The sequence below is a fragment of the Dietzia timorensis genome, from assembly GCF_001659785.1.
GTDB lineage: Bacteria > Actinomycetota > Actinomycetes > Mycobacteriales > Mycobacteriaceae > Dietzia > Dietzia timorensis.
Map to the genome: position 1 here is coordinate 1,332,618 of NZ_CP015961.1, position 26,953 is coordinate 1,359,570.

The following is a 26,953-nucleotide window of genomic DNA, read 5'->3' on the forward strand; positions in this document are numbered from 1 at the left end:
GTCCGATTTTCACAGGGCCTGTCCCGGCGTCCACAGAAGTGCTTTCGATGTCGTAGTGGGAGCAGGTCGGGGTTCGGCCACTCGTAGGGTCCGAAACATGAACCCGGCCCCTCTGCGCCTACGAGCTCTGGTACCTCACGACGAACCCGTCGATCCCGTCGAGGGCGAGCAGCTTCCGCTCCTCCACAAGGCACGTGCCCATGGGATGGTGTCGTCCCAGCCCACTGCATCAATTGCGCTTCGCCGAAAGCTTGTGGAGCCCGATCAAGAGCGGCCCGAGCTTGATCTCGATGCGGCACAGGACCTGGGCGAGTGGAGGCCTCGCGGGGGTCTGGGTGCTTGGTCTCTTGGACGAATCGGCGGAGCCGCGCTCTTGGTTGTGGTGCTCGTATGTGCGGGGTTCGCGCTTGCCCAGTTGCTCCGTTCTGAGCCGCAGACGGTGTCCGCGCCGCAGCTCCCGGGACTCGGCGAGGTTGACGCGTTAAGCGACTCGTCGGAAGAAGATCTCAACGGCGTCGCAGCGGACGACAAGCCGGCACCCGGCGGCGAGGTGGTCGTGTCCGTCGTGGGCTTGGTGCACAGTCCGGGCCTGGTAACCCTTGGACCGGGTGCGCGCGTGGCCGACGCGATCGCCGCGGCGGGAGGGAGCCGCGACGGCGCGGACACCACGACGCTCAACCTTGCAAGGCCGGTAGCGGATGGAGAACAGGTCGTCGTGGGGGCGCTGCCCCCGCAAGGGGCGCCGCCACCGGGTTCTGCCGTGCTTGCCGCCGGCGGAGCGCAGGAGACGGCAGATCCGGCCACTGTGGGCGGGGGAGCAGCTGCCGCAGCGCCGAGCGGGGACGGGAAAGTGAACCTCAATTCGGCGGGCCCGGCCGAACTCGAGGGCCTCAACGGAGTTGGGCCGGCCACCGCCTCGGCGATCATCGAGTACCGAGAATCTTCAGGACCTTTTTCGTCCGTAGAGCAGCTCGGTGAGGTCAAAGGGATCGGTCCGGCAAAATTGGAAAGTCTCCGCGATCAGGTCGTGGTGTGACGCCAAGCGCGAACCCCGCTTGGGACATGCGGCTCGTGCCAGCTGCCGCGGTCGCGTTCGGTACCACGCTGGCGGTCGGGAGCGTCGATGCCAACGTGTCGGCGGCTGTCGCGGTGTGCACTCTATGCGCGGCGGTTATGAGCGCCGTCGTCGCGTTCTGCTGGACGGGTATTGGGGCGGGGACGCTCACGACAGACAAGACCAGCAAGCAGAACGGTCGATTCGAGCAACTATTGATGCTTGCGGTGTGTTGCCTGACAGCGGCCGTGGTATGTGGTCTGGGGAGTCTGCACGCAATGGCTCATCACCGAAATATTCTTGCCGGGTCGGAGCCCGTTCGTGCGACCGTGACGATCGACGTTCGTGCCATACCCCGAATGGCCTCCGGCGGAACAGTTGTGATCAACGCCAACGTCGTCGAGGCGGGGATGGGACAACAAACGTGGTCTATGCGCACGGCTGCGACGGTGTTCGCCAGCGGAGACGAGTGGCTCTGGGTGGAACCCGGTTCGCGGATTCGCTCGGTCATGACGACAAGTTCGGGGCACGACCCGGAGATCCTTCTCACTCCAATCAGCGCGCCGCAGACGATTCGCGGGCCCACCGGTTTCTATGCGATGGCCTCGTCCGTGCGCACAAATCTTCACTCGGCCGCCGAAGGACTCCCGGCGCCCACGGATGCTCTACTTCCGTCGATGGTGCTCGGAGATCAACGGAGAGTTCCCGAAGAACTGGGCGAGAACTTCCTCGCCTCCGGCTTGTCTCACTTGGCCGCGGTGTCCGGGGCGAACATCGCCTACGTTTTGGGCGCGACACTATTTTTAATGTCGTGGTCCGGAGCGCACCGACTTGTTCGGCTCGTCGTGGGGGCTGGAGCGGTTGCGGCGTTCGTGTGTGTCGTCGGACCCGAACCCAGTGTGATGCGGGCGGGCGCGATGGCCGCAATCTCCGTGTACGCGCTGGCTACGGGGCGAAGTAGACAATCGCTCTCCCTCCTCGCCGCCGTCGTGCTTGCGTTCTCCGTCGCCGGCCCGGCCACCGTGCGCACTCTGGGTTTCGTCTTATCGGTCGCCGCAACTGCGGGAATCGTCATTGCCGCGAGTCCGTGTGAGCGAGTGCTCGCCGGAGCGATTCGGAGCGTTTGGTCGATTATTCAATTCCGGTGGCGCCGATGCCGCGGCCTTGCCCAGTGCGACCCGCGGCGGTCCGGCAACGATTCGATTTCGCGAAGGGGTCCGACGACCTTCTTCTCCGCGCTGGTTGCGCTCGCTGTCGTTGCGCATCTGTCGACGGCTCCTATTCTCGGGGCGACGGGGCGGGCGGTATCGCCGTGGGCGATCGCCAAGAACATCGCGGTCGCACCAGCGGTCCCGTGGGTTACCGTCGCCGGCACAGCGGCCGCCGCGATCGCGCCCGCCGCGCCACCTGTCGCGCGGGTGCTCGCATGGACTTGCGTGCCGTCCTTGTGGTGGACCGCGACGGTCGCCGGGATCGGCGAGGATGCCTCGGGACGCGGTAACGATGTCGGAGGGGAAAGGTAGGTTGTAGTCATGCCGCCGAAGAAACCTGGAGACGCCAACGCGCCGTTGCACCTGGTCTTGGGGACAGACGAATTTCTCGCCGACCGCGCCGCGGGAAACGTCGTGGCGGCCGCGCGGAAGCAGGTCGGGGCATCGACGGCCGACGAATTCGTCGTCACGACGCGCGCGAGCAGCGAGGTCACGCCCATGGAGATCGGGGAACTTCTGGCGCCTTCGCTCTTCGGTGAACCGCGTGCGGTCATCATCTCGGGCGGAGGCGAACTTGGTAAGGAAGGCGCGTCGTTGATCAACGACGCTGCCTCGGACCTTCCCGACGGGGTCTGGCTCATCGTCAAACACTCGGGCGCGGGACGCGCGAAAGCGCTGGCGGCCGACCTCCAGAAGAAGGGGGCCGTCGTCCATGACGCGGCCCCGATCAAACGGCCGGGCGACATCCTCGCATTCGTCAAGAGCGAGTTCGCCAGCAACTCGGCGCGCGTGTCCACCGACGTATGCGAGGCTCTGGTCGAGGCGATAGGTACTGATCTGCGTGAGCTTTCCGCTGCAGCCTCGCAGCTCGTCACGGACACGGGCGCGGAGATCGATGTCGCCGCCGTCCACCGGTACTATCACGGCGTCGTCGGGGTAACCGGGTTCAACGTCTCCGATCACGCCGTCACCGGACGCATAGACGAGGCGATCGAGGCGCTCGAATGGGCCATGCATGCCGGCACCCCGCACGTCATGCTTGCTGACGCGCTAGCCGACGGCGTGTGGTCGATCGCGCTCGTGCTCTCGCACCGAAACGCTCAAGGCAAGGAGATCTACGCCCTCGGGCTCCAGCCGTGGAAGTTCGACAAGATCAAACGCTCACAGAGCCGGCACTGGGACGGCGACAACCTGGCCGAAGCGCTACAAGTCGTCGCCCGGCTCAACGGCGAGGTCAAGGGCGGAACCAGAGACACAGCATTCGCACTCGAACGCGCCGTACGGCAAGTGAGCAGCCTGGCGCGCCGGTAGCATGCGCTGCCTCAGACGGGGACGCCTTCGCCACACCGGGCACGCCTATTGCTGTGCGGCCCACTCGGCGACCCGGCGGGTGCTTTCTTCTTCCGAAAGATCCTCAATGCGACTCATGATGGTCCATCGGACACCGAACGGATCCCGAATCGATGCGAACCGATCGCCGGAGACGAAGTTCATGAGCTCCTCGCGAATCGTCGCGCCTTCTTTGACCGTGGCCGCGACCACCGCGTCCGCGTCTTCGCAGTAGAACCCCATGGAGTAGCAGTCATCGTCGCCCTCCGGTGCGGACACGAGCCCGTATTCCGGATTGACGGTGCCGAGCTGAAGCCACCCATTGCCGAAGTCGAGCTCGGCGTGCACGACTTCTCCGCCCATTTCGGTGACATCGGCGACCCGCGCGCCGAAGGCCTTTTCATAGAAGGCGAGCGCGCCGCGCGCGTCCCGCACCGTGAGGAATGGGGTCAGGCTGGTGCGGCCGGCCGGGATGCCCTTGTCGGTGTGTTGTCCTGTGACGCCTCGCGTCGGTGTGTGTTCGCTCATGTGATCAGTCTCGCAGCGGGCACGGCCTGCGAACTTGTAGATTTGCGACAAGATCGCCCGCCCAGACAGGACGCACTCGTGAGCAACGACATCGGAGACCGGCGCGGCATCCTCTACCCGCGCAACCTCCCGCGCTTCCACCGTCGCACGCCGCCGGAGGCCCTCGAGGGCTACGTGGGCTGGTACTGGATCTCCCAATGGGAACTGGCGGAAGGGGAGAAGTCGGTGCAACGCATCCTCCCGTTTCCCGCGTCGAACCTCGTCGTGGAACGAGACAAGGTCACGCTGTCCGGACCCACGACTGGGATCTCACATCAGGTCCTGACGGCGCACGGCTGGGCATTCGGAGTCCTGCTGCGGCCCGCCGGTCTCTGCGCACTTGGCGCTCGGCCGGACGCGATCGTCGACCAGCAGATACCCATCGATCTCGGCGACCTCGGAGAACAGATTCGCGAACTCATGGACCGAGACGACGTCGACGGGGCGGCAGAGAAGATGTCCGAACGATTGGCGATGCGCTGCGGAGAGGTGTCGCACGGCGCCACGCTCGCGGGTCGGGTGGTGGACCTGGCCGCCGGGGACCCCGAGATCACCTCGGTCGGCCTGCTCGCGGACAAGATCGGGGTGTCCACCCGCGAACTGCAACGTCTTGCGAGGCGATACGTGGGCGTATCCCCGCTGCGCATCATCCGCCGCTACCGACTGCAGGAGGCGGCCCTGCGTCTGCGAGAGGACTCGGAGCTCACGGTCGCGGCGGTGGCGGCCGAGCTCGGCTATGCGGATCAGTCGCACCTCGCGGCCGACTTTCGGACGACGCTCGGCCTCAGCGCGCGGGGATATCGCCGAGAAACGTGAATTCTGCGGGGCCGGGGAGAGCGCGGTGCGCCCGGCGTCATGGGGTGATGAACGTCGTTGAACGACGAACGCCGCCCGTCTCCGCAAAACTGTGCGGACACGGGCGGCGCTCGGTGCGGAACCCGGATAGTTCCGGGCCGCGCAATTAGATCTTGGCGACCGTCTGAGCCAGAGCCGACTTCTTGTTGGCGGCCTGGTTCTTGTGGATAACGCCCTTCGATGCAGCCTTGTCGAGCTGACGGTTCGTGGCGACGAGCAGGGCGCCTGCGCGCTCCTTGTCGCCGGCGTTGGCGGCCTCGCGCACGCCACGGATGGCGGTGCGGAGGGACGAACGTACGGACTGGTTACGAAGACGGTTCCGCTCGTTGGTGAGGATCCGCTTCTTCTGCGACTTGATGTTTGCCACGCGCTACAACCTTCGGTTTGCCTTGCGAACGACGCAGTGTGCGACGTTCCTTGCGGAGGCGATTCGGCCGGTTACCGGCCGCGCATTCCGCGGTGATGGACATGTTTTAGCAAAAGTTTGCTTGCCCCGCGCCTGACGCGAAGCACCGATTGGCAAGGATAGCAGCGAATGACTGGCCAGAGCAAAGCGAGACGCAGGTCGGGACTTCGTCGCCGACGCCGCCTGCGGCTAGGCCCAACCGTATTCGGCGCGCAGCCTGTCCGCGACCTTGTCGAAATCGGCCTTCGGCAGGATTGCGCCCTCGCGGCGGATACCGTCCTCGGGCACGTCGAGCACCCGGTCCAGGCGAAGCCAGCTGGGCTTGTCGCCGTGATCCCAGGCGCCGCGCCCGATGCCGACCCAATGCCGATCGTCGGCGCGCTTGTCCTGGCTCGAGAGCATCAACCCGAGGAGCGTTCCGCCGTCACGCCCGACCACCAGAACGGGACGATCCTTCCCGCGACCGTCGTTCTCCTCGAACTCGACCCAAGTCCACACGACCTCGCCGGGATCAGCGTTTCCGTCGAGTTCGGGTGCGTACACAATGGTGCGCGCCTTCGCGCTGGTGTCGTGGTCGGTAGTCGCCGCGGGGCGGCCCGCGCCCCGTCCAGCGCTGTTGCCACCGCCCTGCGGCCTCCCCGCGCCGGGGCCGATGCCGCGCGACTTGGCCTGCTTCTGGACCTCCCGCGCCACGCGCGGCCCGTACCGCCGTGCCATCGATACCGCGGTCCTGCCCACACGATTCCAATTGATAGCCATGGCTAGAAGCATACGGTTGCGCGGCGGACAACTTGTTCCTGACGGCGGACATGCCGGGTTTTCCCGGGCCGCACCTGGTGGCTCGCGTTCGGTATTCTCCGCAGCGGCCAGGTAACGTCTGAGGTCAGAATATTTGCACCTGCCGAGCGTTCGGGCCTGCGCCCGATGAGGAGTTTCGAATAGTAGTGACGAAGAATTTCGCCAAGGACACCTTCACCTCGCCTGCGCATATTCGAAACTTCTCGATCATCGCCCACATTGACCACGGCAAGTCGACCCTGGCCGATCGCATGCTGCAACTGACCGGCGCCGTCGACGAGCGGCTCATGCGTGCCCAGTACCTCGATCGCATGGACATCGAGCGCGAGCGCGGCATCACCATCAAGGCGCAGAACGTGCGCCTGCCCTGGGTGCCGAAGACCGGGGCGGTCGCCGGCGAGGAGATCGTCCTCCACATGATCGATACCCCGGGCCACGTCGACTTCACCTACGAGGTCTCCCGCGCACTCGAAGCGTGCGAGGGCGCGGTCTTGCTCGTCGACGCGGCTCAAGGGATCGAGGCGCAGACCCTCGCGAACCTCTACCTCGCGATGGAGAAGGACCTGGAGATCATCCCAGTCCTCAACAAGATCGACCTGCCCGCCGCGGACCCAGATCGCTTCGCGCTCGAGATCGCCCAGATCATCGGCTGCGAACCCGAAGAGGTGCTGCGCGTATCCGGTAAGACCGGAGAGGGCGTGTCCCAGCTGCTCGACAAGCTGTGCGAGGTCGTACCGCCTCCGGTCGGCGATGCCGATGCGCCGCCGCGCGCGCTCATCTTCGACTCGGTGTACGACACCTACCGCGGCGTCGTCACCTACGTTCGCGTGTTCGACGGCAAGCTCACCCCGCGCACCAAGGTGACGATGATGTCTACGGGAGCGAACTACGAGCTCCAGGAGATCGGCATCATCTCCCCGGAGCCAGAGGCCTGCGAAGGACTCGGCGTCGGCGAGGTCGGCTACCTCATCACCGGCGTCAAGGACGTACGCCAGTCCAAGGTTGGTGACACGGTCACCCTGGCTAACGGCGGAGCCGAGGATCCGCTGGCCGGGTACCAGGAACCGAGCCCGATGGTGTTCTCCGGCCTGTACCCGATCGACGGCTCGGACTACCCGGTGCTGCGAGACGCACTCGACAAGCTCCAACTCAACGATGCCGCGTTGGCCTACGAGCCGGAGACCTCCGTGGCCCTCGGTTTCGGTTTCCGCTGCGGCTTCCTCGGCCTGCTGCACATGGAGATCACCCGCGACCGCCTGCAGCGCGAGTTCGGTCTCGACCTCATCTCCACCGCGCCGAACGTCGTCTACCGGGTCATCGCGGAGGACGGCGAAGAGTACAACGTCACGAACCCGTCGGTGTGGCCAGAGGGCAAGAACCGCGAGGTGTATGAGCCGATCGTGAAGACGACGATCATTGTGCCCAGCGAGTTCGTCGGCACCACGATGGAGCTGTGCCAGTCCAAGCGTGGCGACATGCAGGGCATGGATTACCTGTCGGAAACCCGCGTCGAGCTGCGCTACATCATGCCGCTCGGCGAGATCATCTTCGACTTCTTCGACTCGCTCAAGTCCCGCACCCGCGGCTATGCCTCGCTGCAGTACGAGGAGGCGGGCGAGCAGATTTCGGATCTGGTCAAGGTGGACATCCTGCTCCAGGGCGAGGCCGTAGACGCGTTCAGCGCGATCGTGCACCGCGACCACGCCCAGCACTACGGCAACAAGATGACCGTCAAGCTCAAGGAGCTCATCCCTCGCCAGCAGTACGAGGTGCCCATCCAGGCGGCGATCGGCTCGAAAATCATCTCCCGCGAGAACATCCGCGCGATCCGCAAGGACGTGCTGTCCAAGTGCTACGGCGGCGACATCTCGCGTAAGCGCAAGCTGCTGGAGAAGCAGAAGGAGGGCAAGAAGCGGATGAAGTCGATCGGCCGCGTCGACGTCCCGCAGGAGGCCTTCGTCGCCGCGCTGTCGGCGGACACGAGCGCTGATAAGGGCGATAAGAAGAAGTAGCCCGGCCGGCTCACGCCCCGCCCGACGCTAGCCGTGGCGGGCGAGGCATAAGATGGCGGCGTGAGCACTCCGGAAGAACATCGCCAGAACGCACCTCAGGACCGCAATCCTCGTATGACGGCGGGCACCGCAGCCCTCCTGGAGCCCTCCGCGCTCCCGTACGGATTACCGGATTTCGCGGCGTTCACCGATGCCGATGTGGAACCGGCTGCCCGTGCGGCGATGGACGACCACAACGCGGAGATCGCCGCCATCATCACCAATCCGGATCCGCCGACCGTGGACAACACCCCGGTCGCCCTCGAGCTCTCCGGACAAGCGCTGAACCGAGTGCTCTCGACGTTCTACAACCTCGTCGGTCCCGATGCGACTGTGGAACGTCAGGACATCGACCGCCGCCTGTCGCCGCTTCTCGCACAGCACTTCGCAGCGATCTGGCTGGACACCGAGCTGTTCGCCCGCGTTCGCGCCGTCGCCGAGCAGATCGACGCAGGGAGTGTCGAGGTCGACGACGAGACCCGCCGGCTCGTCGAGAAGCAGATGCGGGACTTCACCCGGCGCGGCGCTGCGGCCGATGGCTCGGCCCGCGGGCGCATCGCGGAGATCGACGAGCGTCTCGCAGAACTCACCACCGCCTTCGGGGAGAACGTGCTGCGCCCGACCGCGGATCTCGCGGTCCACGTCACGGACGAAACAGAGCTCGCAGGGCTCGACGAGGCGACGGTGTCCTCACTCGCGGCCAACGCCCAGGAGGCGGGCCGCAGCGGCTGGCTGATCCCGCTGGGGCTACCCACGGTGCAGCCCTTGTCGGCGCAGCTCACCAACGCTGGTCTGCGAGCTCGACTCATGGCTGCGTCATTGCAGCGCGGCCGCACCGTCGGCGCCGACAACACTCCCTTGGTGCTGGAGATCGCAACGCTGCGCGCCGAACGCGCGGAGCTTCTCGGCTACGCCTGCCACGCCGACTATGTGTTGGAAGAGGAAACCGCAAAAACGGCCGAAGCTGCCCGCGGACTTCTCGAAAGCGTCGCGGACGCCGCCATCACCAACGCTCGTCACGAGGCAAAGGACATGCTCGGAGGGGACGAGGAAACCCCGCTGAGCCCCGCGGACTGGGCACATTTCGCCGAGAGGCTGCGCGCCGAACGGTTCTCCGTCGAGGACGCGGCCGTTCGCCCGTACTTCGAGCTAGACACCGTGCTCCGCGATGGCGTCATGTACGCCGCGAGCACGCTATACGGACTCGAGTTCACCCACCGAGCCGATCTCGCCGGCTACCTGCCGGACGTGCAGGTGTGGGAGGTTCGCCGTCCTGCCGACGACGACCCCGAGACCGGGCTCATCCTGCTCGACTACTACGCCCGCCCGACCAAGCGAGGAGGGGCGTGGATGAGCTCGTTCACCGATCAGTCCACCGCCCTGGGAACCAAGCCCGTCGTCGTCAACGTGATGAACCTTGCCAAGCCCGCCGCGGACGCGCCTACCCTCCTTACCCGCGACGAGGTGACGACGATGTTCCACGAGTTCGGCCACGCGCTCCACGGTCTCCTGTCGCAGGTACGCTATCCGACGTTCTCGGGGACCAACGTCCCGCGTGACTTCGTCGAGTTTCCTTCCCAAGTCAACGAGATGTGGGCAGACGAATCCGAGGTGCTTTCTCGTTTCGCCCACCACGTCGGCTCCGGCTCGCCGATCCCTCAGGATCTCGTCGCCCGGCTACGTGAGGCCGAGAAGTTCGGGCAGGGTCAGGCCACCGTCGAATATCTCGGTGCCGCGCTCATCGACCTGGCGTGGCATTCACTCTCGCTGGAACAGGCACGAGCTACCGATGACGTCGACGTATTCGAATCACAGGTCCTCGCATCCGCGGGGCTCGACGTCGAGGGGATTGAACCGAGGTACCGCTCCCGCTACTTCCAGCACATCTTCGCCGGCGGTTACTCGGCGGCGTACTACTCGTACTTCTGGGCAGAAGTGCTCGACGCCGACGCCGCGGACTGGTTCCGTTCGGGCGGCGGATTGCGGGCCGAACTCGGCGAGCAGTTGCGCACCGCGGTGCTCTCGCGCGGCGGGGCCATCGACTTCGACGAGGCCTACCGTGCCTTTCGGGGCGCGGATCCCGACCCTGCTCCGCTGCTGCGCCGCAGGGGATTGGAGAGCTCGGCCGTCCGATAGGGTAGGGGCATGGAATCGCCACTGCAGGTGTGGGACAGCGTCGAACTGTGGTTGTCGACGTTGCCTTTCCCGCCGCAGGTGGCGATCCTCGTTGCGGTGCTCGTCCCGCTGTCGTTCGTGATCGCCCGCGTCCTCATCGTCGTCACCGACGCATTCGTGAGTCCGCGTCTGGTCGATGTGATTCGTGGCCGCGACGAGGCCGCGGAGGAGGAATTGGAATAGATGCCGAAGTCTCGCGTGCAACAGGCCCTCATCGGGCTCATCGTGTTGATAGTTATCGTGTGGGTGCTGACCCAGATTTTCTGATGCCGTCTTGCGTTCCGGCGGGGTCTGACTGACCCCCTCCAGGGGTGCATTCGAGACGATCTTCACGGGCCACCGAGAACGGCGAACGACAATTCGGCAAAGGCCGTTAAGCGACAAAACTTCTGCTTTACACTGTCAGCATGCAGCGACTCAGCGGACTGGACGCGAGCTTTCTCTACTTCGAGACCCCCTCGCAGCTTTTGCATGTCACCGTACTGATCAAGGTGGACCCGTCGAGCGTCCCCGGGGGGTACGACTTCGAGAAATTCAAGACAGAGCTCGATCGGCGAATCAAGTACATGCCGCCGCTTCGCCGAAAGTTGCAGGACTCGATCCTCAACCTCGACCATCCGGTGTGGGTCGAGGCCAAGGATTTCGATATCGACAAGCACGTGCACAGAATCGCAGTGCCCAGCCCCGGAGGGGAGAAAGAACTCGGGGAACTCGCCGCGCACTTCGCCGGCATCGCGCTCGATCGGAAATCGCCGCTGTGGGAAATCTGGATCATGGAAGGCCTCGAGGGCGGCGAGATCGGTGTGCTGGTGAAGATGCACCATTCGACGGTGGACGGGGTCTCCGGCGCCAACTTCATCACCCAGCTGTGTTCGTTGACTCCTGAAAGCGACCTGCTGGAGGAGAAGAATCTCGAGGTCAACGCAGGCGGGTACGGCGCGGTGGAGGTGCTCCTAGGTGGCGCCATGTCGACGGCGGCCAAGCCGTTCCGATTCATGTCCCTGCTCCCGCACACCGTCGGGCTGCTGCCCAAGTGGATCATGCGGGCGCGCAAAGGCGAGGCGATGCCCGCCCCGTTCTCGGCTCCACGCACACGGTTCAATAAGACGATCACCGGCCACCGCACCATCGCATTCGGTGCCACCGAGCTCGACCGAATCAAGAGGGTGAAGCGGACATTCGGCTGCACGGTGAACGACATCGTGCTCACCCTGGCCGCCTCCGCCATGCGCAAATATCTGATCTCCAAGGACGAGTTACCCAGTAATTCGTTGGTCGCCATGGTGCCGATGTCCGTGCACGGCATGTCCAACAGGCCCGGTACCAACCATGTGTCCGGGATGTTCATGTCCTTGGCCACGGCGCAGGAAGACCCCATCAAGCGGCTGCGGGTGATCGCGAAATCCACCGACGTCGCCAAGAAGCACAACGACACGATCGACGCCGATCTCCTCACCGACTGGGCCCAGTTCGCGGCCCCGTCGGTATTCGGCGCGGCCGTGCGAACCTATTCGAAACTCCGCCTCGCCGAGAAGCACCCGACGGTACACAATCTCGTCATCTCCAATGTTCCGGGGCCGGACTTTCCGCTGTACTTCCTCGGCGCAAAGATCACCGCGATGTATCCGATGGGGCCGGTGTTCCACGGTGCCGGGCTCAACCTGACCGTCGTCTCCATGGACGGCACCCTCTACTCCGGATTCATCGGATGCCGGGAGATGGAAGCCGATCTCTGGCCGCTTATCGACTTCATGGAAGAGGCTCTCCAGGAATACGAAGAACTCGCCGCCAGGTACGAGAAGGCCAATGACGGCGACGGGGAGGAGGCCGAGCAGATCGACTCCGAGGAGGAACTGGACCAGCTCGACTACTCCGAAGAGTCTCCCGACGAAAGCGTCAAGGACATGGGCTCTGCGCTCGGCGACCTCGCGGAGAACGCTGCGAAGCAGAAACTCCGCACCAGACGATAGGGGACTGCCCACACATCTGGCCTACACTGCGAGGCGTGACGGAATCGACAGCGCAGCGTTCGGGCGCCGAACCCCAGGACTCCACGGAGACGGATTTCTCTCTGCACATCCCGGATTCGATTGCCGAACCGTTCGGCGTCTACGTGCACGTACCGTTCTGTTCTACGCGCTGCGGCTATTGCGATTTCAATACCTATACCGCCGGAGAGCTCGGGTCTTCGGCGTCGCCGGAATCCTGGTCGGAAGCGATTCGCGCGGAGATCCGCGAGGCCGCACACCGGCTCGGGGCCCGGCTCGGACGCCCGCCGTCAGTGCAGACGATCTTTTTCGGCGGAGGAACGCCGAGTCTCGTGGGCGCGGCGATGCTCAATGGCGTTCTCGCCGAGATCCGTGAGAATTTCGTTCTCGCCGCGGACGCGGAGGTGACCACCGAATCCAACCCCGAATCGGTGTCCCCGGCGTTCTTCGAGGCGCTGCTTCGTGGCGGGTTCACACGTATTTCCCTGGGAATGCAGTCGACGTCCTCGCGGGTGCTGCAGATTCTCGACAGGGCCCACACGCCCGGGCGAGCGCTCGACGCCGCGCGCGAGGCCTTGGATGCGGGCTTCGCGCACGTCAATCTCGACGTCATCTATGGGACCCCCGGCGAGACGGACGCCGATTTGGCGAGGACGCTCGACGACGCTCTGGGAACCGGGATAGACCACGTATCGGCGTACTCGCTCATCGTCGAGGACGGAACCGCGCTGGCCAGAAAGGTGCGGCGCGGCGAGATAGCGACCCCTGTCGACGACGTGTTCGCGCGCCGCTACGAGATGGTCGCCGCCACGATGGCGGATGCCGGATTCGACTGGTACGAGGTATCGAACTGGGCGCGTGGTGAGGCGGCACAGTGCCGCCACAACCTCGGCTACTGGCGTGATGGCGACTGGTGGGGTTTCGGGCCCGGCGCACACGGGCACCTTTCAGGGCAGCGGTGGTGGAACATCAAGCACCCGGCCCGCTACGCCGCGGCCAGCGGTCCGGGCCTTCTGCCGATCGCCGGTGGTGAGACGCTGGATGACGGCGGACGCCACATCGAGCAGGTCATGCTGCGCCTGCGCCTCGCGGAGGGCGTTCCCGCGCGCATGCTGTCCGCCGACGAGCGGGCGCGGCTCGCTCCGTGGATCGACCGGGGGCTCGCCGTCGTCGACGAAGGCGGGGACGAGATGCGCTACCGGGTCACCGACGCTGGGCGGCTCATGGCGGACGGGATCGTCCGCGACATCATCGAGCTCTGACGCGGGAGGCCTCTGACGCAGGGGTTATTCGTTGTGTGCTGCGACGGGCTTGGCTCCGGGCCCCGTGGACGTGACGGCCTCGCGCGGGGACGACAGGCGGTGTCCATTCGAACAACGGATCTCGACGTCGATGGGCGCACCGCAGTCGGCGTGCGCGATCTCGATCGCCGGGCCGGCGGGGTCGGGGCGGTGGGTATCGCCCCAGCTGAGCAACGCGATGATGACGGTGTAGAGGTCTCGGCCGCTCGCGGTGAGTCGGTACTCCTTGCGTCTGCGGTAGCCGGCCTGCCGGTATTCGGCGGTCTCCAGGATTCCTTCGTCGACGAGCTTTCGAAGGCGCGAGGAGAGCACCGAATCGGACACCCCGATGTGGTCGCGCATCTGGTCGAACTTCCGGACGCCATGGAATGCCTCGCGGATGACCTGGATGGTCCACTTATCGCCGATCACATCGAGGGTGCGTTGGACGGAGCAGTTCTCCGTCGATTGTTCGAGCCAGTCCATTCGAGAATTCTCCTAAGCGATTGACGTCGGCCGCAACCTCGTCTAGCTTCTAGATTACTAGCCAGCCGTGTTTGAAGCCACCTCGACGAAAAGGAACTCCCGTGTCGAACTCTGAATCGCTTTCGCCCACTCCCATGCCCGATGTGTCACTCGAGGCCTCGAGCAGATTCGTCGCCGCGTCCGGTTTCGTCGTCGACGAGGTGGCCGAGACGAGCGTGCGTGGCCACGTCGAACTCGGCCCCGAACACCACACCCCGTGGGGAGTCGTGCACGGCGGCGTCTACGCGACGATCATCGAATCGGCCGCAAGCATCGGGGCCAGCTACGCGGTGCGAGAACGGGGAGAATTCTCCGTCGGGCTGCACAACGGAACCGACTTCATCCGCCCGGCCACCGCCGGCTCTGCACACGTAGAGGCCACGGCGCTGCACCAGGGCAAGGGGCAGCAGCTGTGGGACGTTGTCATCTCCGCGGCCGAGTCCGGGAAGACGATCGCGCGCGGCCAGGTCAGGCTGCAGAACGTGCCCGCTCCGTCCGCTTGAGGCCGAACCGCGAGGAGGGCGTTGCCGAACGGCCCGCGTCGCGTGGCGCGATAATAAATAGTCGACGCGTCCTGGGCGGAGTGCTCGCCGCCGCCAGGGCCTAGCGGAAGGAGAGGGCATGGCAGAGCACGAAACGGTCGTGAGATGGGACGACGGGAGCGACGTGGGCCCTGGAACCGACGAACTCAGCGGTCTCGATTACATGCGCAAAGTCGTCGCCGGAGAACTACCTGAATCGCCCATGAGTTCACACGCAGCGCTTCACGTGGTTTCCGCGGGCCCTGGCGAGGTATCCGTGCGGTGCAGCCCGGACGAGTCGCATTTCAACCGGATCGGCTCCGTGCACGGCGGGCTCATGTGCACATTGCTCGATTCCGCGCTCGGCGGGGCCGTCCACACGACCGTCCCCGCGGGAACCGGGTTCACCTCGATCGACATCAACGTCAGTTATCTCCGCGCGGTGTTTCCCGAGAACGCCCCGCTCCTGTGCAATGCTCGGGTAACCAAGCCCGGTCGGCGAGTGGCATTCGCCGAGGGCGAGGTCGTCGACGCCCGCGGTAAAACGGTCGCGACGGCCACGAGCACTTTCCTCGTGTTCGCCTTGGAAGATCGGCCCAGGCGTAGGGGCTGACGGGCGCACCCCGACCCGTAGATCTGCGCGGCGCTACAACCTACAACGCGGCGATGATCTTCTCTACGGTGTTCCAGTTGCGCGTGGTGGCGACGATTCCACCGGCCGACATCAGCGTTTTATCCGTGGGTTTCAGCGCCTTCACCCCGTCGGGGGCCCACGAGTACATCTCACGTTCTGCTAGCGCATGCACGTTGGGCGAATAGTCTCCTGCGGCGATGTGCTCAGAGAGCTCGGTAGGCAGCGGCGCCGACAGGAATGTGACGAGATGGCGAGAGCCGTCATCGGCAATCTCGCCCAACGGGTTGTACCCGGCGATTGCCCGCATCTGTTCGGCCGAGCGCGACAGGCACTCCACCTCGGTTCCGCTGGAGTGGAAGATCACGTCCCGCACGCGGTCCTCCGCCTCCGATACGGAAGCGCAGGGCGCCGTGACGACGATGTTCCCACTGGCCAAAATGGTGATGACGTCGGAGAAGCCTGCATTCGCCAGATCCGCCCGCAACGCCGGCATGGGAACCTTGTTGTGGCCTCCGACATTGATGCCGCGCGGAAACACGACGACTCGCTGGCTCATGCCCGAAAGTCTAAGCCTCCTCGCGTCTTGGTGTAGGCGGACTAAACTGAGGCGGAGAGATAGACAGCAACGCGAATCGGAACGAATCAGGGGGAGGAGATTTCGATGTCGGCAACGGAGGACCGCAGGGCACAGGTACTGCGGGCTATCGTGGCCGATTACATCTCCTCGCAGGAACCCGTGGGCTCGAAGGCGCTCGTCGACCGCCACAATCTCGGCGTCTCCAGTGCGACTATCCGCAACGACATGGCGGCACTCGAGGACGAGGGATTCATCACCCAACCTCATACCTCTTCCGGTCGCGTGCCCACGGAGAAGGGGTATCGGCAGTTCGTCGATGCAATTCATGAGCTCAAGCCGCTCTCCCGTGCCGAGACCCACGCCATCCAGAGCTTCCTCGAGGACGCCGTAGATCTCGATGATGTCCTGCGCCGCGCGGTGCGCTTGCTCGCCCAGCTGACGCAACAGGTCGCCGTCATCCAGTATCCGATTCTGGGGCAGGCGACCGTGCGCCATCTGGAGGTTGTCGATCTGACGCCGAGCAGGCTTCTGCTCGTGGTGATCACCGACACCGGGCGGGTGGAACAGCGTGTCGTGGACATGGGGCGTCCGGTCTCCGAGGACGACATCTCGGCGCTGCGCACACTGCTCGGTCAGGCGGTGTCCGGCAAACGCCTCGCCGATGCGAGCAGTGACCTCGCCGAGGCCGCCGCCGCCGCGCCGGATTACATCCGCACCGCGGCCGTGCAGGCCTCGTCGGTGCTCATCGAGACGCTCGTCGAGCAACCGGAGACGCGGCTCATGCTCGGCGGGACCGCGAACCTCACCCGCAATGCCGCCAGCTTCGACGGTTCGCTACAGCGCGTCCTCGAGGCGCTCGAAGAACAGGTCATCTTGCTCAAGCTCCTGGCCGCATCGCGGGATCTGGCGGCCGGGCCGGGGCGTATCTCCGTGCAGATCGGCGAGGAGACCAAGGCCGAGGACCTGCGCGGAACGGCGGTAGTGGCGAGCCAGTACGGTCCGGAAGGGTCCGCGCTCGGGGGGATGGGGGTCCTCGGGCCGACGCGGATGGACTACCCGGGAACAATGGCCTCGGTTGCCGCTGTTGCCAGGTATGTGGGACAAATATTGTCCGAACGTTGATGACGAAACTTATTTAGACACAGACCAGGGTGAACCCGGGCGATACCGCGTGCCGGCAGGATCTGGGAATTAGGAATTTCCTGCCGCGAAACTAGTATTGTTCCGGACCTTTCAACTGCAGGAGGACAGAGCGAGTGGCTCGGGACTATTACGGCATTCTCGGCGTCGACAAGTCGGCGTCGGAGTCGGAAATCAAGAAGGCATACAGGAAACTGGCCCGCCAGTACCACCCCGACGTCAACTCGTCCGAAGAGGCTCAGGAGAAGTTCGCGGAGGTCGGCGCGGCGTACGAGGTGCTGTCGGATCCGGAGAAGCGCCGGGTCGTAGACATGGGCGGTGACCCGCTCGGCGGCCCCGGCGAGGCCGGTGGCGGCGGCTTCGGAGGCGCCGGCTTCGGCGGAATGGGCGACATTTTCGACGCCTTCTTCGGGGGCGGGGGCGGCGGCGGTTCCCGTGGCCCGCGTTCGCGCGTGCAGCCCGGTTCGGACTCGCTCGTCCGCGTCACGCTCGATCTCGAAGAGGCCGCCACGGGCACGCAGAAAGAGATTCAGATCGACACGGCGGTGCTGTGTAAGACCTGCCACGGCAAGGGTTCCGCCGACGGGGCAAAGCCGACGACTTGTCAGATCTGTCAGGGCGCGGGGGAGGTCCAGTCCGTACAGCGCACCATGCTCGGCAACGTGATGACCTCCCGTCCCTGCAGCAATTGCCAGGGTACCGGCGAGGTCATCCCCAACCCCTGTGGATCGTGCGGCGGCCAGGGACGCGTGCGCGAGCGTCGGAACGTCACCGCCAAGATCCCCGCCGGCGTGACGACGGGCAACCGCGTCCGCCTGTCCGGGCAAGGCGAGGTCGGGCCCGGCGGAGGGCCGGCAGGCGATCTCTACGTCGAGATTCGCGAACGAGAACACCCCGTCTTCGTCCGCGAGGGCGACGACCTCCACGCCAGCGTCCGTGTACCGATGGTGGAGGCTGCGCTCGGTTCGGAGATCGAGCTCGAATCGATCCTCGGTGAGGACATCTCCGTGCGTATCGAGGCCGGAACCCAACCCAACGACGTCGTCAACCTGCGCGGCAAGGGCATGCCCAATGTGCGGGGCGGCGCTCCTGGTGACATGGTTGTCCACCTCGACATCGCTGTTCCCACACACCTGAACAGCAAGCAGAAAGACGCACTGCGCAAGCTTCGTGAGCTCGAGAAAGAAGGGCCGAAGCTCGTCGACAAGGACAACGCGCACTCCGGTTCGCTGTTTTCGAAGCTGCGCTCGGCATTCAGCGGACGCTGATCCCCGCCGTTCCCGTACTCATCCGCGACAACGCCAGGCCCGGAGGAATTGATGTCGGCATCGCTGCTGCTTAGCGAAGATATTCCGGATGACGGCGGGCGATTGGTGATCTCCGGTCCCGAGGGCAAGCACGGCGCGGCGGCACTTCGGCTCAAGCCCGGCGAAGGAATCCTCGTCGGCGACGGCGCCGGTGTGCTCGCCGAGTGCGAAGTCCTCTCCGCTGGCGCAGGCGAGGTCGAGGTCGTGGTCCGCCGCCGCACCGAGCATGCGCCGCCGGTACCGGCCGTGACGATCGTGCAAGCTCTGCCCAAGTCCGAGCGATCCGAACTTGCCGTGGATCTCGCCACCGAGGCGGGCGCGGACGAGATTGTCCCGTGGCAGGCGGATCGATGTATCTCCCGGTGGACCGGTGCAAAGGGCAAGGCCGAGAAGGGGCGCCAGAAATGGCAGAACGCCGCGCGTGCTGCGGCGAAGCAGGCGCGCCGCGCCTTCGAGCCGCCGATCGGTGAGCTCGTCGACACCAAGGCGCTCACGGCGATGGTCGCGGACTGGTCCAATGCGTCGTCCGCCGTCATCGTCTTGCATGAAGAGGAGTCGCGGGCCTTCACCGAACTCGTCACGGCCACGGTGGGTGAGGGCATCGAACGGATCGTCCTCGTGGTCGGCCCCGAGGGCGGTGTCGCCGAACAAGAGATCGCGGCGCTGCGCGAAGCCGGTGCCATTCCGGCTCTGTTGGGTCCCGAGGTTCTTCGGACCTCGACCGCTGCGGCGGTGGCGCTCGGCGCGATCGGTGCGCTGACCGCTCGGTGGCCCTCGCCTCGGGGATGAATGTCGTCTGCAAGCGCTAGAATCGACGCAGAAACGGCAAGACCGATAAGGAGTGGTTACAGTAACTTCCCCGCACGATAGCGCCGCCGACGACGGCGGGCAGGCACGCGCCAGCATCATGCTGGAACCCGATGTGGCGTTCGCGGTGCTCGGCACCGCTGACGCGAACCTTCGGGCGCTTGAGGATGCGCTCGATGCCGACGTGCACGTCCGCGGTGGCCAGGTGACGCTCACCGGCGCCCGAGACGACGTCTCGCATGCGGCCGACGTCGTCAACGATCTGCGCCGCCAGGCCAAGCGTGGCGTGGCCATCACTCCCGATTCCGTGCTCCGCTCCGTGGATCTGACGAAGGACACCGCCGCCCCCGCCGCGGCCGATGTGATGAGCGCAGAGATCCTGCGTCGGCGCGGCAAGACGATTCGACCGAAGACGCTCGGGCAGAAGGAATACGTCGACGCCATCGATAGCCACACGATCGTGTTCGGCCTCGGACCGGCGGGTACGGGCAAGACCTACCTCGCGATCGCCAAGGCGGTCGCTGCCCTTTCCGCGAAGGAGATCGACCGCATCATTCTCACCCGGCCCGCGGTTGAGGCCGGCGAGCGGCTGGGCTTTCTCCCCGGTGCGTTGAGCGACAAGATCGACCCCTATATGCGGCCGTTGTACGACGCGCTGCACGACATGATGGACCCCGAGGCGATTCCCAAGCTCATGGCCGCGGGGGTGATCGAGGTGGCACCGCTGGCCTATATGCGCGGCCGCACCCTCAACGACGCGTTCATCATCCTCGACGAGGCGCAGAACACGACGCCCGAACAGATGAAGATGTTTCTCACCCGTCTCGGATTCGGCTCAAAGATCGTCGTGACGGGAGATGGCTCCCAGGTCGATCTCCCCGGAGGACAGAAATCCGGGCTGCGCGTGGTCCAGCGAATCCTAGACGGCGTGGACGACATCCACTTCTCGACACTGACGTCGAAGGACGTCGTCCGTCATTCCCTCGTGAGCAGGATCGTCGAGGCTTACGATGCATTCGACAAGCGTTCCGCGCGCGGGGACGACGAGGACGGCGCGAACCGTGCCGAGCGACGTCACCCGGGGCAAGGACGCGCCGGACGCGGACCCGGAACCCGGACGGAACGGGAACGGCAACGGCAACACGGAAAGGGCCGAAATTGAGCATTGAAGTTGCCAACGAATCGGGCATCGACGTCGAGGGCGAGATGCTCATCTCGGTCGCATCCTTCGTGATCTCGCGCATGGACGTCCATCCCGCGGCCGAGCTCGCGATCACCCTGGTTGATATCGAAACGATGTCCGACCTGCACGTCCAGTGGATGGACCTGCCAGGTCCCACCGACGTGCTCAGCTTCCCGATGGACGAACTGTCCCCGGGTGGGCACCCGGACATGGCCGCGCCCGGACCGGCGATGCTCGGCGACCTGGTGTTGTGCCCGGAATTCGCCGCGGACCAGGCCGCATCCTCGGGGCACCCGCTCGCGCACGAGCTCGCGCTGCTCACCGTGCACGGTTGCCTGCACCTGCTCGGCTACGACCACGCCGAGCCGGAGGAAGAGCGCGAGATGTTCGCGCTACAGGCCGAGCTGCTGGCCGAGTGGTACGACGAGCGCGAGGCTACCGCCGGCGCCGGCACGCAGGGCTAGGCGAGACTGCTACGTGGAATCCCTGGATTGGACTTTCTTCGTCGGCCTCGCGCTGATCCCACTGGCCGGGCTCTTCTCGGCGATCGACTCCGCGCTATCGACGGTGTCGGTGGCGCGAGTGGAAGAGCTCGAACGCGAAGGGCGGATGGGCGCACGCAGGCTGAGACGCGCCATCGAATCCCGGCCGCAATACATCAACTTGTGCGTGTTGCTCTACACGATCTGCCTGGTCGCGGCGGCAGTGCAGGTGGTTACCTTCTTCGAGGACCTGGTCGACCATTCGATCTGGGGGATTATCCTCGGCGTCGCCGTGATGAGTGCGCTCGCCTTCATCGTCGCCGGGGTCGGGCCGAGGAACCTCGGCCGCCAGCATGCGTACAGCATCTCCCTGGCGACGGCGTTGCCGATGCAGATCCTCGGTATCGTCCTGCGGCCGATCGTCCGCATCCTCATCGTTCTCGGTAACGCGCTCACGCCCGGTAAGGGCTTCCGCAACGGCCCGTTCACCGGGGAGATCGAGCTCCTCGAGATCGTCGATCTCGCCCGAGAGCGTGGCGTCGTCGCCGAGGACGAATCGCGGATGATCCAGTCGGTGTTCGAGCTGGACCAGACCAGCGCCCGCGAAATCATGACCCCGCGCACCGAAATCGTGTGGATCGAGAGCGACAAGACCATCGCGCAGGTACTGCGCCTGGCGGTGCGCTCCGGGCACTCGCGCATCCCGGTGATCGGGGACTCCGTCGACGACGTCGTCGGCGTGGCGTACCTCCGCGACCTCGTCGCTGCAGCGACGGGAAGCTCCGATTCGTATGCGAGCGCGGAGCAGACTCTCGTGTCGAGCGTGATGAAGCCGGTGTACTTCGAGCCGGACTCGAAACGAGCCGATAATCTCCTCGCCGAGATGCAGCGCCAGCGCAACCATCTCGCCGTGCTCATCGACGAGTACGGCGGCGTCGCCGGGTTGGTGTCGATCGAAGACGTACTCGAGGAAATCGTCGGCGAGATCGTCGACGAACACGACGCCACGGAGGTCGCGCCGATCGAGGAGCTCGAAGACGGCGGCTACAGGCTCTCCTCGCGGCTGTCGCTCGCCGAGGTGAGCGACCTGTTCGACGTCGAGTTCGACGAGGAGACCACCGAGGAGGCCGACACCGTTGCGGGCCTGCTCGCCTACGAGCTCGGCCGAGTGCCGCTGCCTGGCACCCGGGTGAAGGCCGCCGGCGTGGTCTTCCTCGCCGAGGGCGGAACCGACAGGCGCGGCCGGATCCGCGTATCGACAGTGAGGGCGTACAAGCTCGAACCCGAGCCCGCCACCGATGAGGAGAATCCCCATGACTGAGCCCGCCCCGTACCGCTCCGGATTCGTGTCCTTCGTCGGACGACCGAACACTGGCAAATCGACGCTGACGAACGCCCTGGTCGGCGAGAAGATCGCGATCACCTCGAACCGCCCCCAGACGACAAGGCACACGATTCGGGGCATCGTCCACCGCTCCGATGGTCAGATCATCATCGTCGACACCCCGGGCCTACACCGGCCCCGCACACTTCTCGGCGAACGTCTCAATGCGTTGGTCGAGGACACCTATTCCGACGTCGACGTGATCGGCATGTGCTTCCCTGCGGGCGAGAAAATCGGTCCGGGGGACAAGTGGATTCTCGGACGGGTGCGCGAACTTGCGCCCAAGACGCCGATGGTAGGGATCGTCACGAAGATCGATGCCGCGCCGCAGCAGGCCGTCGCCGAGCAGCTGCTCGCCGTGTCCGAGCTCCTCGGCCCCGCGGCGGAGGTCGTTCCGGTGTCGGCGACGTCCGGGCAGCAGGTCGATATCGTGGGCGATGTCCTCGTCTCGCAACTTCCCGAGGGGCCGCAGTTCTACCCCGACGACGCGATCACCGACGAGCCGGACGAGACGCGAATCGCCGAGCTCATCAGGGAAGCGGCGCTGGAAGGTGTACGCGACGAGCTGCCGCACTCCATCGCCGTCGTCATCGACGAGATCCTGCCGCGCGAGGGCCGGGACGACCTGCTCGACGTGCACGCCTCGCTCATCGTCGAGCGCGAGAGCCAGAAGGCGATCGTGATCGGGAAGAAGGGTTCGCGCATGCGCGATGTCGGATCCCGGGCCAGGCAGGGGATCGCCGAGCTCCTCGGTAAGAAGATCTTCCTCGACTTGCACGTCAAGGTGCTCAAGGACTGGCAGCGCGACCCGAGGTACCTCGGCCGACTCGGCTTCTAACAGCGCTTACCCAGAAGCGGCGCACGAGAGAATAAACTTGTGCCCCTGACGACGTTCTCGGGGTAGTCGGAGCGTCTGGGCGACGACCCGAATAGGAGGTGAAGGGTGCACCCGGTAAGGGACCGCGCATTGGTACTGCGCACACATGACCTCGGCGAGGCCGATCGGATCATCACGATGCTGTGCTACGAACACGGCATCGTGCGCGGCGTCGGCAAGGCTGTGCGCAGGACCCGCTCCAAATTCGGATCCCGGCTCGAGCCCTTCACTTTTGTAGAGGTGCAGTTCGTTCCGAGCAAGCGTTCGCTCGCAATGGGAAGCGGCGCCCCCGGGATGGTGGGATTGGGCACGCCTTTCGGTAGCGGCGGCCTCGCGATCATCCAACAGGCCGAGACCATCGAGACCTACGCCCCGCAGATCACTGGCGACTGGCGCGCCTACACAGCGGCCTGCGCCATGATGGAGGCCGCCGAGCACCTCGCGGGCGGGGAGCCGCGCATCCTGCGCATGCTCGTACTCGCGTTCCGCTCGCTCGCCGAGGCGCGCCGTGATCCCTCGCTCGTCGCCGTGTCGTTCATGCTCAGGGCGTTGCAGGTCGCCGGCTGGGAACCCGTGTTGCTCGCCTGCGCCCGGTGCGGCGTGGTCGGCCCGCATCGCGCGTACCACGTACCCAGCGGCGGCGCAGTCTGCGTGCACTGCCGGCCGCCGGGTGCGCTGACACCACGGCAAGGAACCCCGGAAGTCCTCGACGCGCTCCTGCGCGGCCGATGGGACGTCGTCGAAGCGGCGCCGGAGCAGGTTCTTCGGCAGGCCTCGCAACTTGTGGTCGCGCACGTGCAATGGCACACAGAACGTTCGCTGCACACGCTGCCGCTGCTGGCCGGAGAAGGGGACGTCCGACGTCATACGCAAGCCCCGACCGGAACCCCGAACCGAAAGGACCACTCGCATGGCGCTTCTGCCTAGGCGCGCGAAGGCGAACGCCGCCGGCTCAATTGGTGTGACGCCGGAGACCGCGAAAGCCCCGCCACGCCACGCTTCCGGGGCGCAGGCGCCGGCGATTCCCGAGCAGTTCGTGCCACGGCACGTCGGTCTGGTGATGGACGGTAATGGTCGGTGGGCGCAGGAGCGCGGGCTCGCGCGTACCGAGGGACACAAGCGCGGCGAGGCCGTGCTCATGGATGTCGTGCAGGGCTGCATAGAGATGGGCATCCCGTACCTGAGCGCGTACGCGTTCTCCACGGAGAACTGGAAGCGCAGCCCCGACGAGGTGCGGTTCCTGATGGGATTCAACCGCGACGTGCTACGCCGTCGCCGCGACGAGCTGCACGAGATGGGCGTGCGGGTGCGCTGGGCCGGGCGGCGCCCGAAGCTGTGGATGTCGGTGATCTCCGAACTCGAGATCGCCGAAGAGCAGACGAAGAACAACACCGTGATGACGCTCGCGATGTGCGTGAACTATGGCGGACGCGCCGAGATCGTCGACGCGGCCAGGCAGATCGCGCGGCGCGCGGCGGCGGGGGAGATCGACCCCGACCACATCACCGAAAAATCGTTCGCCGGTTACCTCGATGAACCCGACATGCCCGACGTCGACATGTTCCTGCGTCCCTCGGGCGAACTACGCACATCGAACTTCCTACTGTGGCAATCGGCGTACGCGGAGTTCGTGTTCCAGGAAACCCTGTTCCCCGACTTTTCGCGCCTCGACCTGTGGGAGGCGTGCCTCGAATACGCCCGTCGCGACCGGCGCTTCGGCGGCGTGAAGTAGCGTCCGCGTTCGCTACCGGGTCTCCGCCGCGCACTCGGCGCACAGACCGACGAGCTCGATGGTGTGCTGGACGTCGGAGAAACCGTTCGCCGCGGCGACCGACCTGGTCCAATGCTCTACGGTGTCCGCCTGGATCTCGACGGTCTTCCCGCAGCGCCGACACACCAGATGATGGTGGTGGTGATCGGAACACCGGCGGAAGAGCTGCTCTCCGCCGTCATTGCGCAGCGTATCCACGGCGCCGACGTCCACCAGCGACTGGAGGGTGCGATAGACGGTGGTAAGCCCGATGCGCTGGCCCAGATCGCGCAACCTCGAATGCACGTCCTGCGCGGAGATGAACACGTCCTGCTCGCCGAGGAGATCGACGATCGCCTCGCGCTGGCGGGTCGAACGGACGCCGACCTTGGGTGCGTCGGCAGGGTCTGACGAGCCGTCTCGTGGCATGGGCCGGGCTCCTTTCTCCGCGGGGAGTGGAGAGAGCACTTCGCGGGACGTGTTGCGGCGGGTCGTTCCCCGCGATTATTCCAAAGATCGTGAGAAGGCGGGGCCTGCGGCGGGGCCGCGAACGAGTCGTTAAGCTGGACGCTGAACAACTGCTAATGCGTCGCCCGCACGGATACTGCGCTGACCATGGCGCACTCTACCGGCCCGCTAGCGAGATGGAGATAAAACAACGTGGCAACCAAGATCGATACCATCGTCAACCTGTGTAAGCGTCGTGGACTCGTCTTCCCCTGCGGCGAGATCTACGGCGGCACGCGGTCGGCATGGGATTACGGGCCACTGGGCGTCGAGCTCAAGGACAACATCAAGCGCCAGTGGTGGAAGACGATCGTCCAGGGCCGCGACGATGTCGTCGGTCTCGATTCATCGGTGATCCTGCCGCGCCAGGTCTGGGAGGCTTCCGGGCACGTCGAGGTGTTCTCCGACCCGCTCGTGGAGAGCCTGTACACGCACAAGCGTTTCCGCGCCGACCACCTACTCGAGGCCTACGAGGAGAAGCACGGCCATCCGCCGGAGAACGGCCTCGCGGACATCAAGGACCCCGATACCGGGCAGCCCGGCAACTGGACCGAGCCGCGCGAGTTCTCGGGGTTGATGAAGACCTACCTCGGGCCCGTGGACGACAAGGAGGGCCTGCACTACCTCCGCCCGGAGACGGCGCAGGGCATCTTCGTCAACTTCCACAACGTGCTCACCACCGCGCGCCGTAAGCCGCCGTTCGGTATCGGCCAGATCGGCAAGAGCTTCCGCAACGAGATCACCCCAGGCAACTTCATCTTCCGCACCCGTGAGTTCGAGCAGATGGAGATGGAATTCTTCGTCAAGCCCGGCGAGGACGAGGAGTGGCACCAGTACTGGATCGACCAGCGCCTTAACTGGTACATCGAGCTGGGCATCGATCCGGAGAACCTGCGGTTGTTCGAGCACCCGCAGGAGAAGCTGTCGCACTACTCCAAGCGCACCGTCGACGTGGAATATGCCTTCCACTTCGCCGGCTCCAAGTGGGGCGAGCTCGAGGGCGTCGCCAACCGCACCGACTACGACCTGTCGACGCACTCGAAGGCGTCGGGCGAGGACCTGTCGTACTTCGACCAGGCCTCCGGCGAGCGCTACACCCCGTACGTCATCGAGCCCGCGGCAGGTCTCACACGCTCGTTCATGGCGTTCCTCATGGACGCCTACACCGAGGACGAGGCGCCGAACTCCAAGGGCGGGGTCGACAAACGCACCGTGCTGAAGTTGGATCGTCGCCTCGCGCCGGTCAAGGCCGCGGTGCTGCCGCTCTCTCGCCACGAGAACCTGTCGCCGAAGGCGCGGGATCTCGCGAACCAGTTGCGCAAGAACTGGAACGTCGATTTCGACGATGCCCAGGCCATCGGCCGCCGTTACCGTCGCCAGGACGAGATCGGCACGCCGTTCTGCATCACCGTCGACTTCGACACCCTCGACGACCAGGCCGTCACCATCCGCGAGCGCGACACCATGGCGCAGGAGCGCATTGCTATCGATCAGGTCGAGCGGTACCTCGCCGAGCGCCTCATCGGCTGCTAGCGCCCCCACACG

27 protein-coding genes are annotated in these 26,953 nt (G+C 65.6%); 21 read left to right on the forward strand and 6 right to left on the reverse strand.

All coding sequences use genetic code 11. From position 1 onward, the window contains the following. Positions 1-97: 97 nt before the first annotated feature. The 3 genes from BJL86_RS06125 to holA are packed head-to-tail and all read left to right on the forward strand — an operon-like array spanning position 98 to position 3,576. Positions 98-1,036 (forward strand): ComEA family DNA-binding protein, encoded by a 939-nt coding sequence (locus BJL86_RS06125; RefSeq protein WP_197487520.1) that lies wholly within the window; start codon positions 98-100, stop codon positions 1,034-1,036. A 26-nt stretch (positions 1,037-1,062) separates the two neighbouring features. Further along, on the forward strand, positions 1,063-2,577 hold the full coding sequence (locus BJL86_RS06130) for a ComEC/Rec2 family competence protein (RefSeq protein ID WP_075844878.1): 1,515 nt from the start codon (positions 1,063-1,065) through the stop codon (positions 2,575-2,577). A 9-nt stretch (positions 2,578-2,586) separates the two neighbouring features. Beyond that, positions 2,587-3,576, forward strand: a complete 990-nt coding sequence (gene holA, locus BJL86_RS06135) for a DNA polymerase III subunit delta (protein ID WP_067471869.1) — start codon at positions 2,587-2,589, stop codon at positions 3,574-3,576. Between the two features lie 45 nt (positions 3,577-3,621). Here the strand turns inward: holA and BJL86_RS06140 are convergent, their stop codons facing one another. After that, a complete protein-coding gene (locus BJL86_RS06140) occupies positions 3,622-4,122 on the reverse strand; it encodes a VOC family protein (protein WP_067471872.1) in 501 nt (166 codons plus the stop codon). 78 nt (positions 4,123-4,200) lie between these two features. On the opposite strand from BJL86_RS06140, the gene BJL86_RS06145 reads away from it, so the two are divergent. Next, positions 4,201-4,977 (forward strand): AraC family transcriptional regulator, encoded by a 777-nt coding sequence (locus BJL86_RS06145; RefSeq protein WP_067471875.1) that lies wholly within the window; start codon positions 4,201-4,203, stop codon positions 4,975-4,977. 145 nt (positions 4,978-5,122) lie between these two features. Here the strand turns inward: BJL86_RS06145 and rpsT are convergent, their stop codons facing one another. Together rpsT and BJL86_RS06155 are read right to left on the reverse strand one after the other, a co-directional pair. Next, a complete protein-coding gene (gene rpsT / locus BJL86_RS06150) occupies positions 5,123-5,383 on the reverse strand; it encodes a 30S ribosomal protein S20 (protein WP_067471878.1) in 261 nt (86 codons plus the stop codon). A 228-nt stretch (positions 5,384-5,611) separates the two neighbouring features. After that, positions 5,612-6,181, reverse strand: a complete 570-nt coding sequence (locus BJL86_RS06155; protein ID WP_156515205.1) for a type II toxin-antitoxin system PemK/MazF family toxin — start codon at positions 6,179-6,181, stop codon at positions 5,612-5,614. A gap of 185 nt (positions 6,182-6,366) precedes the next feature. Between BJL86_RS06155 and lepA the strand changes: the two genes are divergently transcribed. The 5 genes from lepA to hemW all read left to right on the forward strand — a co-directional run bounded on the left by lepA (position 6,367) and on the right by hemW (position 13,696). Continuing rightward, complete coding sequence (gene lepA / locus BJL86_RS06160; protein ID WP_414836056.1) at positions 6,367-8,232, forward strand: translation elongation factor 4; 1,866 nt, start codon at positions 6,367-6,369, stop codon at positions 8,230-8,232. A 114-nt stretch (positions 8,233-8,346) separates the two neighbouring features. Beyond that, positions 8,347-10,407 carry a M3 family metallopeptidase gene (locus tag BJL86_RS06165; RefSeq protein ID WP_067471887.1) on the forward strand — a complete coding sequence of 687 codons (2,061 nt, stop codon included), beginning with the start codon at positions 8,347-8,349 and terminating at the stop codon, positions 10,405-10,407. A 9-nt stretch (positions 10,408-10,416) separates the two neighbouring features. After that, positions 10,417-10,629: a hypothetical protein gene (locus BJL86_RS06170; protein WP_067471890.1), complete on the forward strand. Its 213-nt coding sequence runs from the start codon at positions 10,417-10,419 to the stop codon at positions 10,627-10,629. Positions 10,630-10,853: 224 nt separating this feature from the next. After that, positions 10,854-12,416 (forward strand): WS/DGAT/MGAT family O-acyltransferase, encoded by a 1,563-nt coding sequence (locus BJL86_RS06175; RefSeq protein WP_067471893.1) that lies wholly within the window; start codon positions 10,854-10,856, stop codon positions 12,414-12,416. A gap of 101 nt (positions 12,417-12,517) precedes the next feature. Continuing rightward, positions 12,518-13,696, forward strand: coding sequence for a radical SAM family heme chaperone HemW (gene hemW, locus BJL86_RS06180; protein WP_067471953.1), 1,179 nt, complete (start codon positions 12,518-12,520; stop codon positions 13,694-13,696). Between the two features lie 24 nt (positions 13,697-13,720). Here hemW and BJL86_RS06185 read toward each other — a convergent pair whose 3' ends face one another. Next, positions 13,721-14,200: a winged helix-turn-helix transcriptional regulator gene (locus BJL86_RS06185; protein WP_067471896.1), complete on the reverse strand. Its 480-nt coding sequence runs from the start codon at positions 14,198-14,200 to the stop codon at positions 13,721-13,723. Positions 14,201-14,334: 134 nt separating this feature from the next. On the opposite strand from BJL86_RS06185, the gene BJL86_RS06190 reads away from it, so the two are divergent. Beyond that, positions 14,335-14,742, forward strand: coding sequence for a PaaI family thioesterase (locus tag BJL86_RS06190; protein ID WP_067471955.1), 408 nt, complete (start codon positions 14,335-14,337; stop codon positions 14,740-14,742). A 118-nt stretch (positions 14,743-14,860) separates the two neighbouring features. Then, positions 14,861-15,373 (forward strand): PaaI family thioesterase, encoded by a 513-nt coding sequence (locus tag BJL86_RS06195; protein WP_075844879.1) that lies wholly within the window; start codon positions 14,861-14,863, stop codon positions 15,371-15,373. A 40-nt stretch (positions 15,374-15,413) separates the two neighbouring features. Here the strand turns inward: BJL86_RS06195 and BJL86_RS06200 are convergent, their stop codons facing one another. Beyond that, entirely contained in the window at positions 15,414-15,950 is a 537-nt protein-coding gene (locus BJL86_RS06200) for a DUF1697 domain-containing protein (protein WP_067471899.1), read from the reverse strand. 105 nt (positions 15,951-16,055) lie between these two features. On the opposite strand from BJL86_RS06200, the gene hrcA reads away from it, so the two are divergent. From hrcA to BJL86_RS06245, 9 genes are all read left to right on the forward strand, one after another. Next, complete coding sequence (hrcA, locus tag BJL86_RS06205; RefSeq protein WP_067471902.1) at positions 16,056-17,093, forward strand: heat-inducible transcriptional repressor HrcA; 1,038 nt, start codon at positions 16,056-16,058, stop codon at positions 17,091-17,093. Between the two features lie 134 nt (positions 17,094-17,227). Then, the gene (dnaJ, locus tag BJL86_RS06210) at positions 17,228-18,379 is read left to right on the forward strand and encodes a molecular chaperone DnaJ (RefSeq protein WP_067471905.1); all 1,152 of its coding nucleotides are present in this window, start codon (positions 17,228-17,230) and stop codon (positions 18,377-18,379) included. Positions 18,380-18,430: 51 nt separating this feature from the next. After that, entirely contained in the window at positions 18,431-19,207 is a 777-nt protein-coding gene (locus BJL86_RS06215; protein ID WP_067471908.1) for a 16S rRNA (uracil(1498)-N(3))-methyltransferase, read from the forward strand. Positions 19,208-19,325: 118 nt separating this feature from the next. After that, positions 19,326-20,387, forward strand: a complete 1,062-nt coding sequence (locus tag BJL86_RS06220) for a PhoH family protein (protein WP_082908337.1) — start codon at positions 19,326-19,328, stop codon at positions 20,385-20,387. Next, positions 20,384-20,872 carry an rRNA maturation RNase YbeY gene (gene ybeY, locus BJL86_RS06225; RefSeq protein ID WP_067471911.1) on the forward strand — a complete coding sequence of 163 codons (489 nt, stop codon included), beginning with the start codon at positions 20,384-20,386 and terminating at the stop codon, positions 20,870-20,872. Before BJL86_RS06220 ends, ybeY begins: the two co-directional genes overlap by 4 nt. Before the next feature lie 13 nt (positions 20,873-20,885). Then, the gene (locus BJL86_RS06230) at positions 20,886-22,211 is read left to right on the forward strand and encodes a hemolysin family protein (RefSeq protein ID WP_067471914.1); all 1,326 of its coding nucleotides are present in this window, start codon (positions 20,886-20,888) and stop codon (positions 22,209-22,211) included. Further along, positions 22,204-23,112, forward strand: a complete 909-nt coding sequence (gene era / locus BJL86_RS06235) for a GTPase Era (RefSeq protein WP_067471917.1) — start codon at positions 22,204-22,206, stop codon at positions 23,110-23,112. The genes BJL86_RS06230 and era overlap by 8 nt, the downstream gene beginning before the upstream one ends. 105 nt (positions 23,113-23,217) lie before the next feature. After that, complete coding sequence (gene recO / locus BJL86_RS06240) at positions 23,218-24,078, forward strand: DNA repair protein RecO (RefSeq protein ID WP_075844880.1); 861 nt, start codon at positions 23,218-23,220, stop codon at positions 24,076-24,078. Continuing rightward, on the forward strand, positions 24,062-24,883 hold the full coding sequence (locus BJL86_RS06245; RefSeq protein ID WP_067471922.1) for an isoprenyl transferase: 822 nt from the start codon (positions 24,062-24,064) through the stop codon (positions 24,881-24,883). The genes recO and BJL86_RS06245 overlap by 17 nt, the downstream gene beginning before the upstream one ends. A gap of 12 nt (positions 24,884-24,895) precedes the next feature. Here BJL86_RS06245 and BJL86_RS06250 read toward each other — a convergent pair whose 3' ends face one another. Then, on the reverse strand, positions 24,896-25,330 hold the full coding sequence (locus BJL86_RS06250) for a Fur family transcriptional regulator (RefSeq protein WP_067471926.1): 435 nt from the start codon (positions 25,328-25,330) through the stop codon (positions 24,896-24,898). 231 nt (positions 25,331-25,561) lie between these two features. Here BJL86_RS06250 and BJL86_RS06255 point away from each other — a divergent pair, with 231 nt between their 5' ends. After that, complete coding sequence (locus BJL86_RS06255) at positions 25,562-26,941, forward strand: glycine--tRNA ligase (RefSeq protein WP_067471928.1); 1,380 nt, start codon at positions 25,562-25,564, stop codon at positions 26,939-26,941. Positions 26,942-26,953 lie beyond the last annotated feature (12 nt).

What these genes read in the sequence shown, in the direction of transcription:
- BJL86_RS06125 (WP_197487520.1), top strand. Translation starts at nt 98, where the DNA reads ATGAACCCGGCCCCTCTGCGCCTACGAGCTCTGGTACCTCACGACGAA.
- BJL86_RS06130 (WP_075844878.1), top strand. Translation starts at nt 1,063, where the DNA reads ATGCGGCTCGTGCCAGCTGCCGCGGTCGCGTTCGGTACCACGCTGGCG.
- holA (WP_067471869.1), top strand. Translation starts at nt 2,587, where the DNA reads ATGCCGCCGAAGAAACCTGGAGACGCCAACGCGCCGTTGCACCTGGTC.
- BJL86_RS06140 (WP_067471872.1), bottom strand. Translation starts at nt 4,122, where the DNA reads ATGAGCGAACACACACCGACGCGAGGCGTCACAGGACAACACACCGAC.
- BJL86_RS06155 (WP_156515205.1), bottom strand. Translation starts at nt 6,181, where the DNA reads ATGGCTATCAATTGGAATCGTGTGGGCAGGACCGCGGTATCGATGGCA.
- BJL86_RS06165 (WP_067471887.1), top strand. Translation starts at nt 8,347, where the DNA reads ATGACGGCGGGCACCGCAGCCCTCCTGGAGCCCTCCGCGCTCCCGTAC.
- BJL86_RS06170 (WP_067471890.1), top strand. Translation starts at nt 10,417, where the DNA reads ATGGAATCGCCACTGCAGGTGTGGGACAGCGTCGAACTGTGGTTGTCG.
- BJL86_RS06175 (WP_067471893.1), top strand. Translation starts at nt 10,854, where the DNA reads ATGCAGCGACTCAGCGGACTGGACGCGAGCTTTCTCTACTTCGAGACC.
- BJL86_RS06185 (WP_067471896.1), bottom strand. Translation starts at nt 14,200, where the DNA reads ATGGACTGGCTCGAACAATCGACGGAGAACTGCTCCGTCCAACGCACC.
- BJL86_RS06190 (WP_067471955.1), top strand. Translation starts at nt 14,335, where the DNA reads ATGCCCGATGTGTCACTCGAGGCCTCGAGCAGATTCGTCGCCGCGTCC.
- BJL86_RS06195 (WP_075844879.1), top strand. Translation starts at nt 14,861, where the DNA reads ATGGCAGAGCACGAAACGGTCGTGAGATGGGACGACGGGAGCGACGTG.
- BJL86_RS06200 (WP_067471899.1), bottom strand. Translation starts at nt 15,950, where the DNA reads ATGAGCCAGCGAGTCGTCGTGTTTCCGCGCGGCATCAATGTCGGAGGC.
- hrcA (WP_067471902.1), top strand. Translation starts at nt 16,056, where the DNA reads ATGTCGGCAACGGAGGACCGCAGGGCACAGGTACTGCGGGCTATCGTG.
- BJL86_RS06215 (WP_067471908.1), top strand. Translation starts at nt 18,431, where the DNA reads ATGTCGGCATCGCTGCTGCTTAGCGAAGATATTCCGGATGACGGCGGG.
- BJL86_RS06220 (WP_082908337.1), top strand. Translation starts at nt 19,326, where the DNA reads ATGCTGGAACCCGATGTGGCGTTCGCGGTGCTCGGCACCGCTGACGCG.
- era (WP_067471917.1), top strand. Translation starts at nt 22,204, where the DNA reads ATGACTGAGCCCGCCCCGTACCGCTCCGGATTCGTGTCCTTCGTCGGA.
- BJL86_RS06245 (WP_067471922.1), top strand. Translation starts at nt 24,062, where the DNA reads ATGGCGCTTCTGCCTAGGCGCGCGAAGGCGAACGCCGCCGGCTCAATT.
- BJL86_RS06250 (WP_067471926.1), bottom strand. Translation starts at nt 25,330, where the DNA reads ATGCCACGAGACGGCTCGTCAGACCCTGCCGACGCACCCAAGGTCGGC.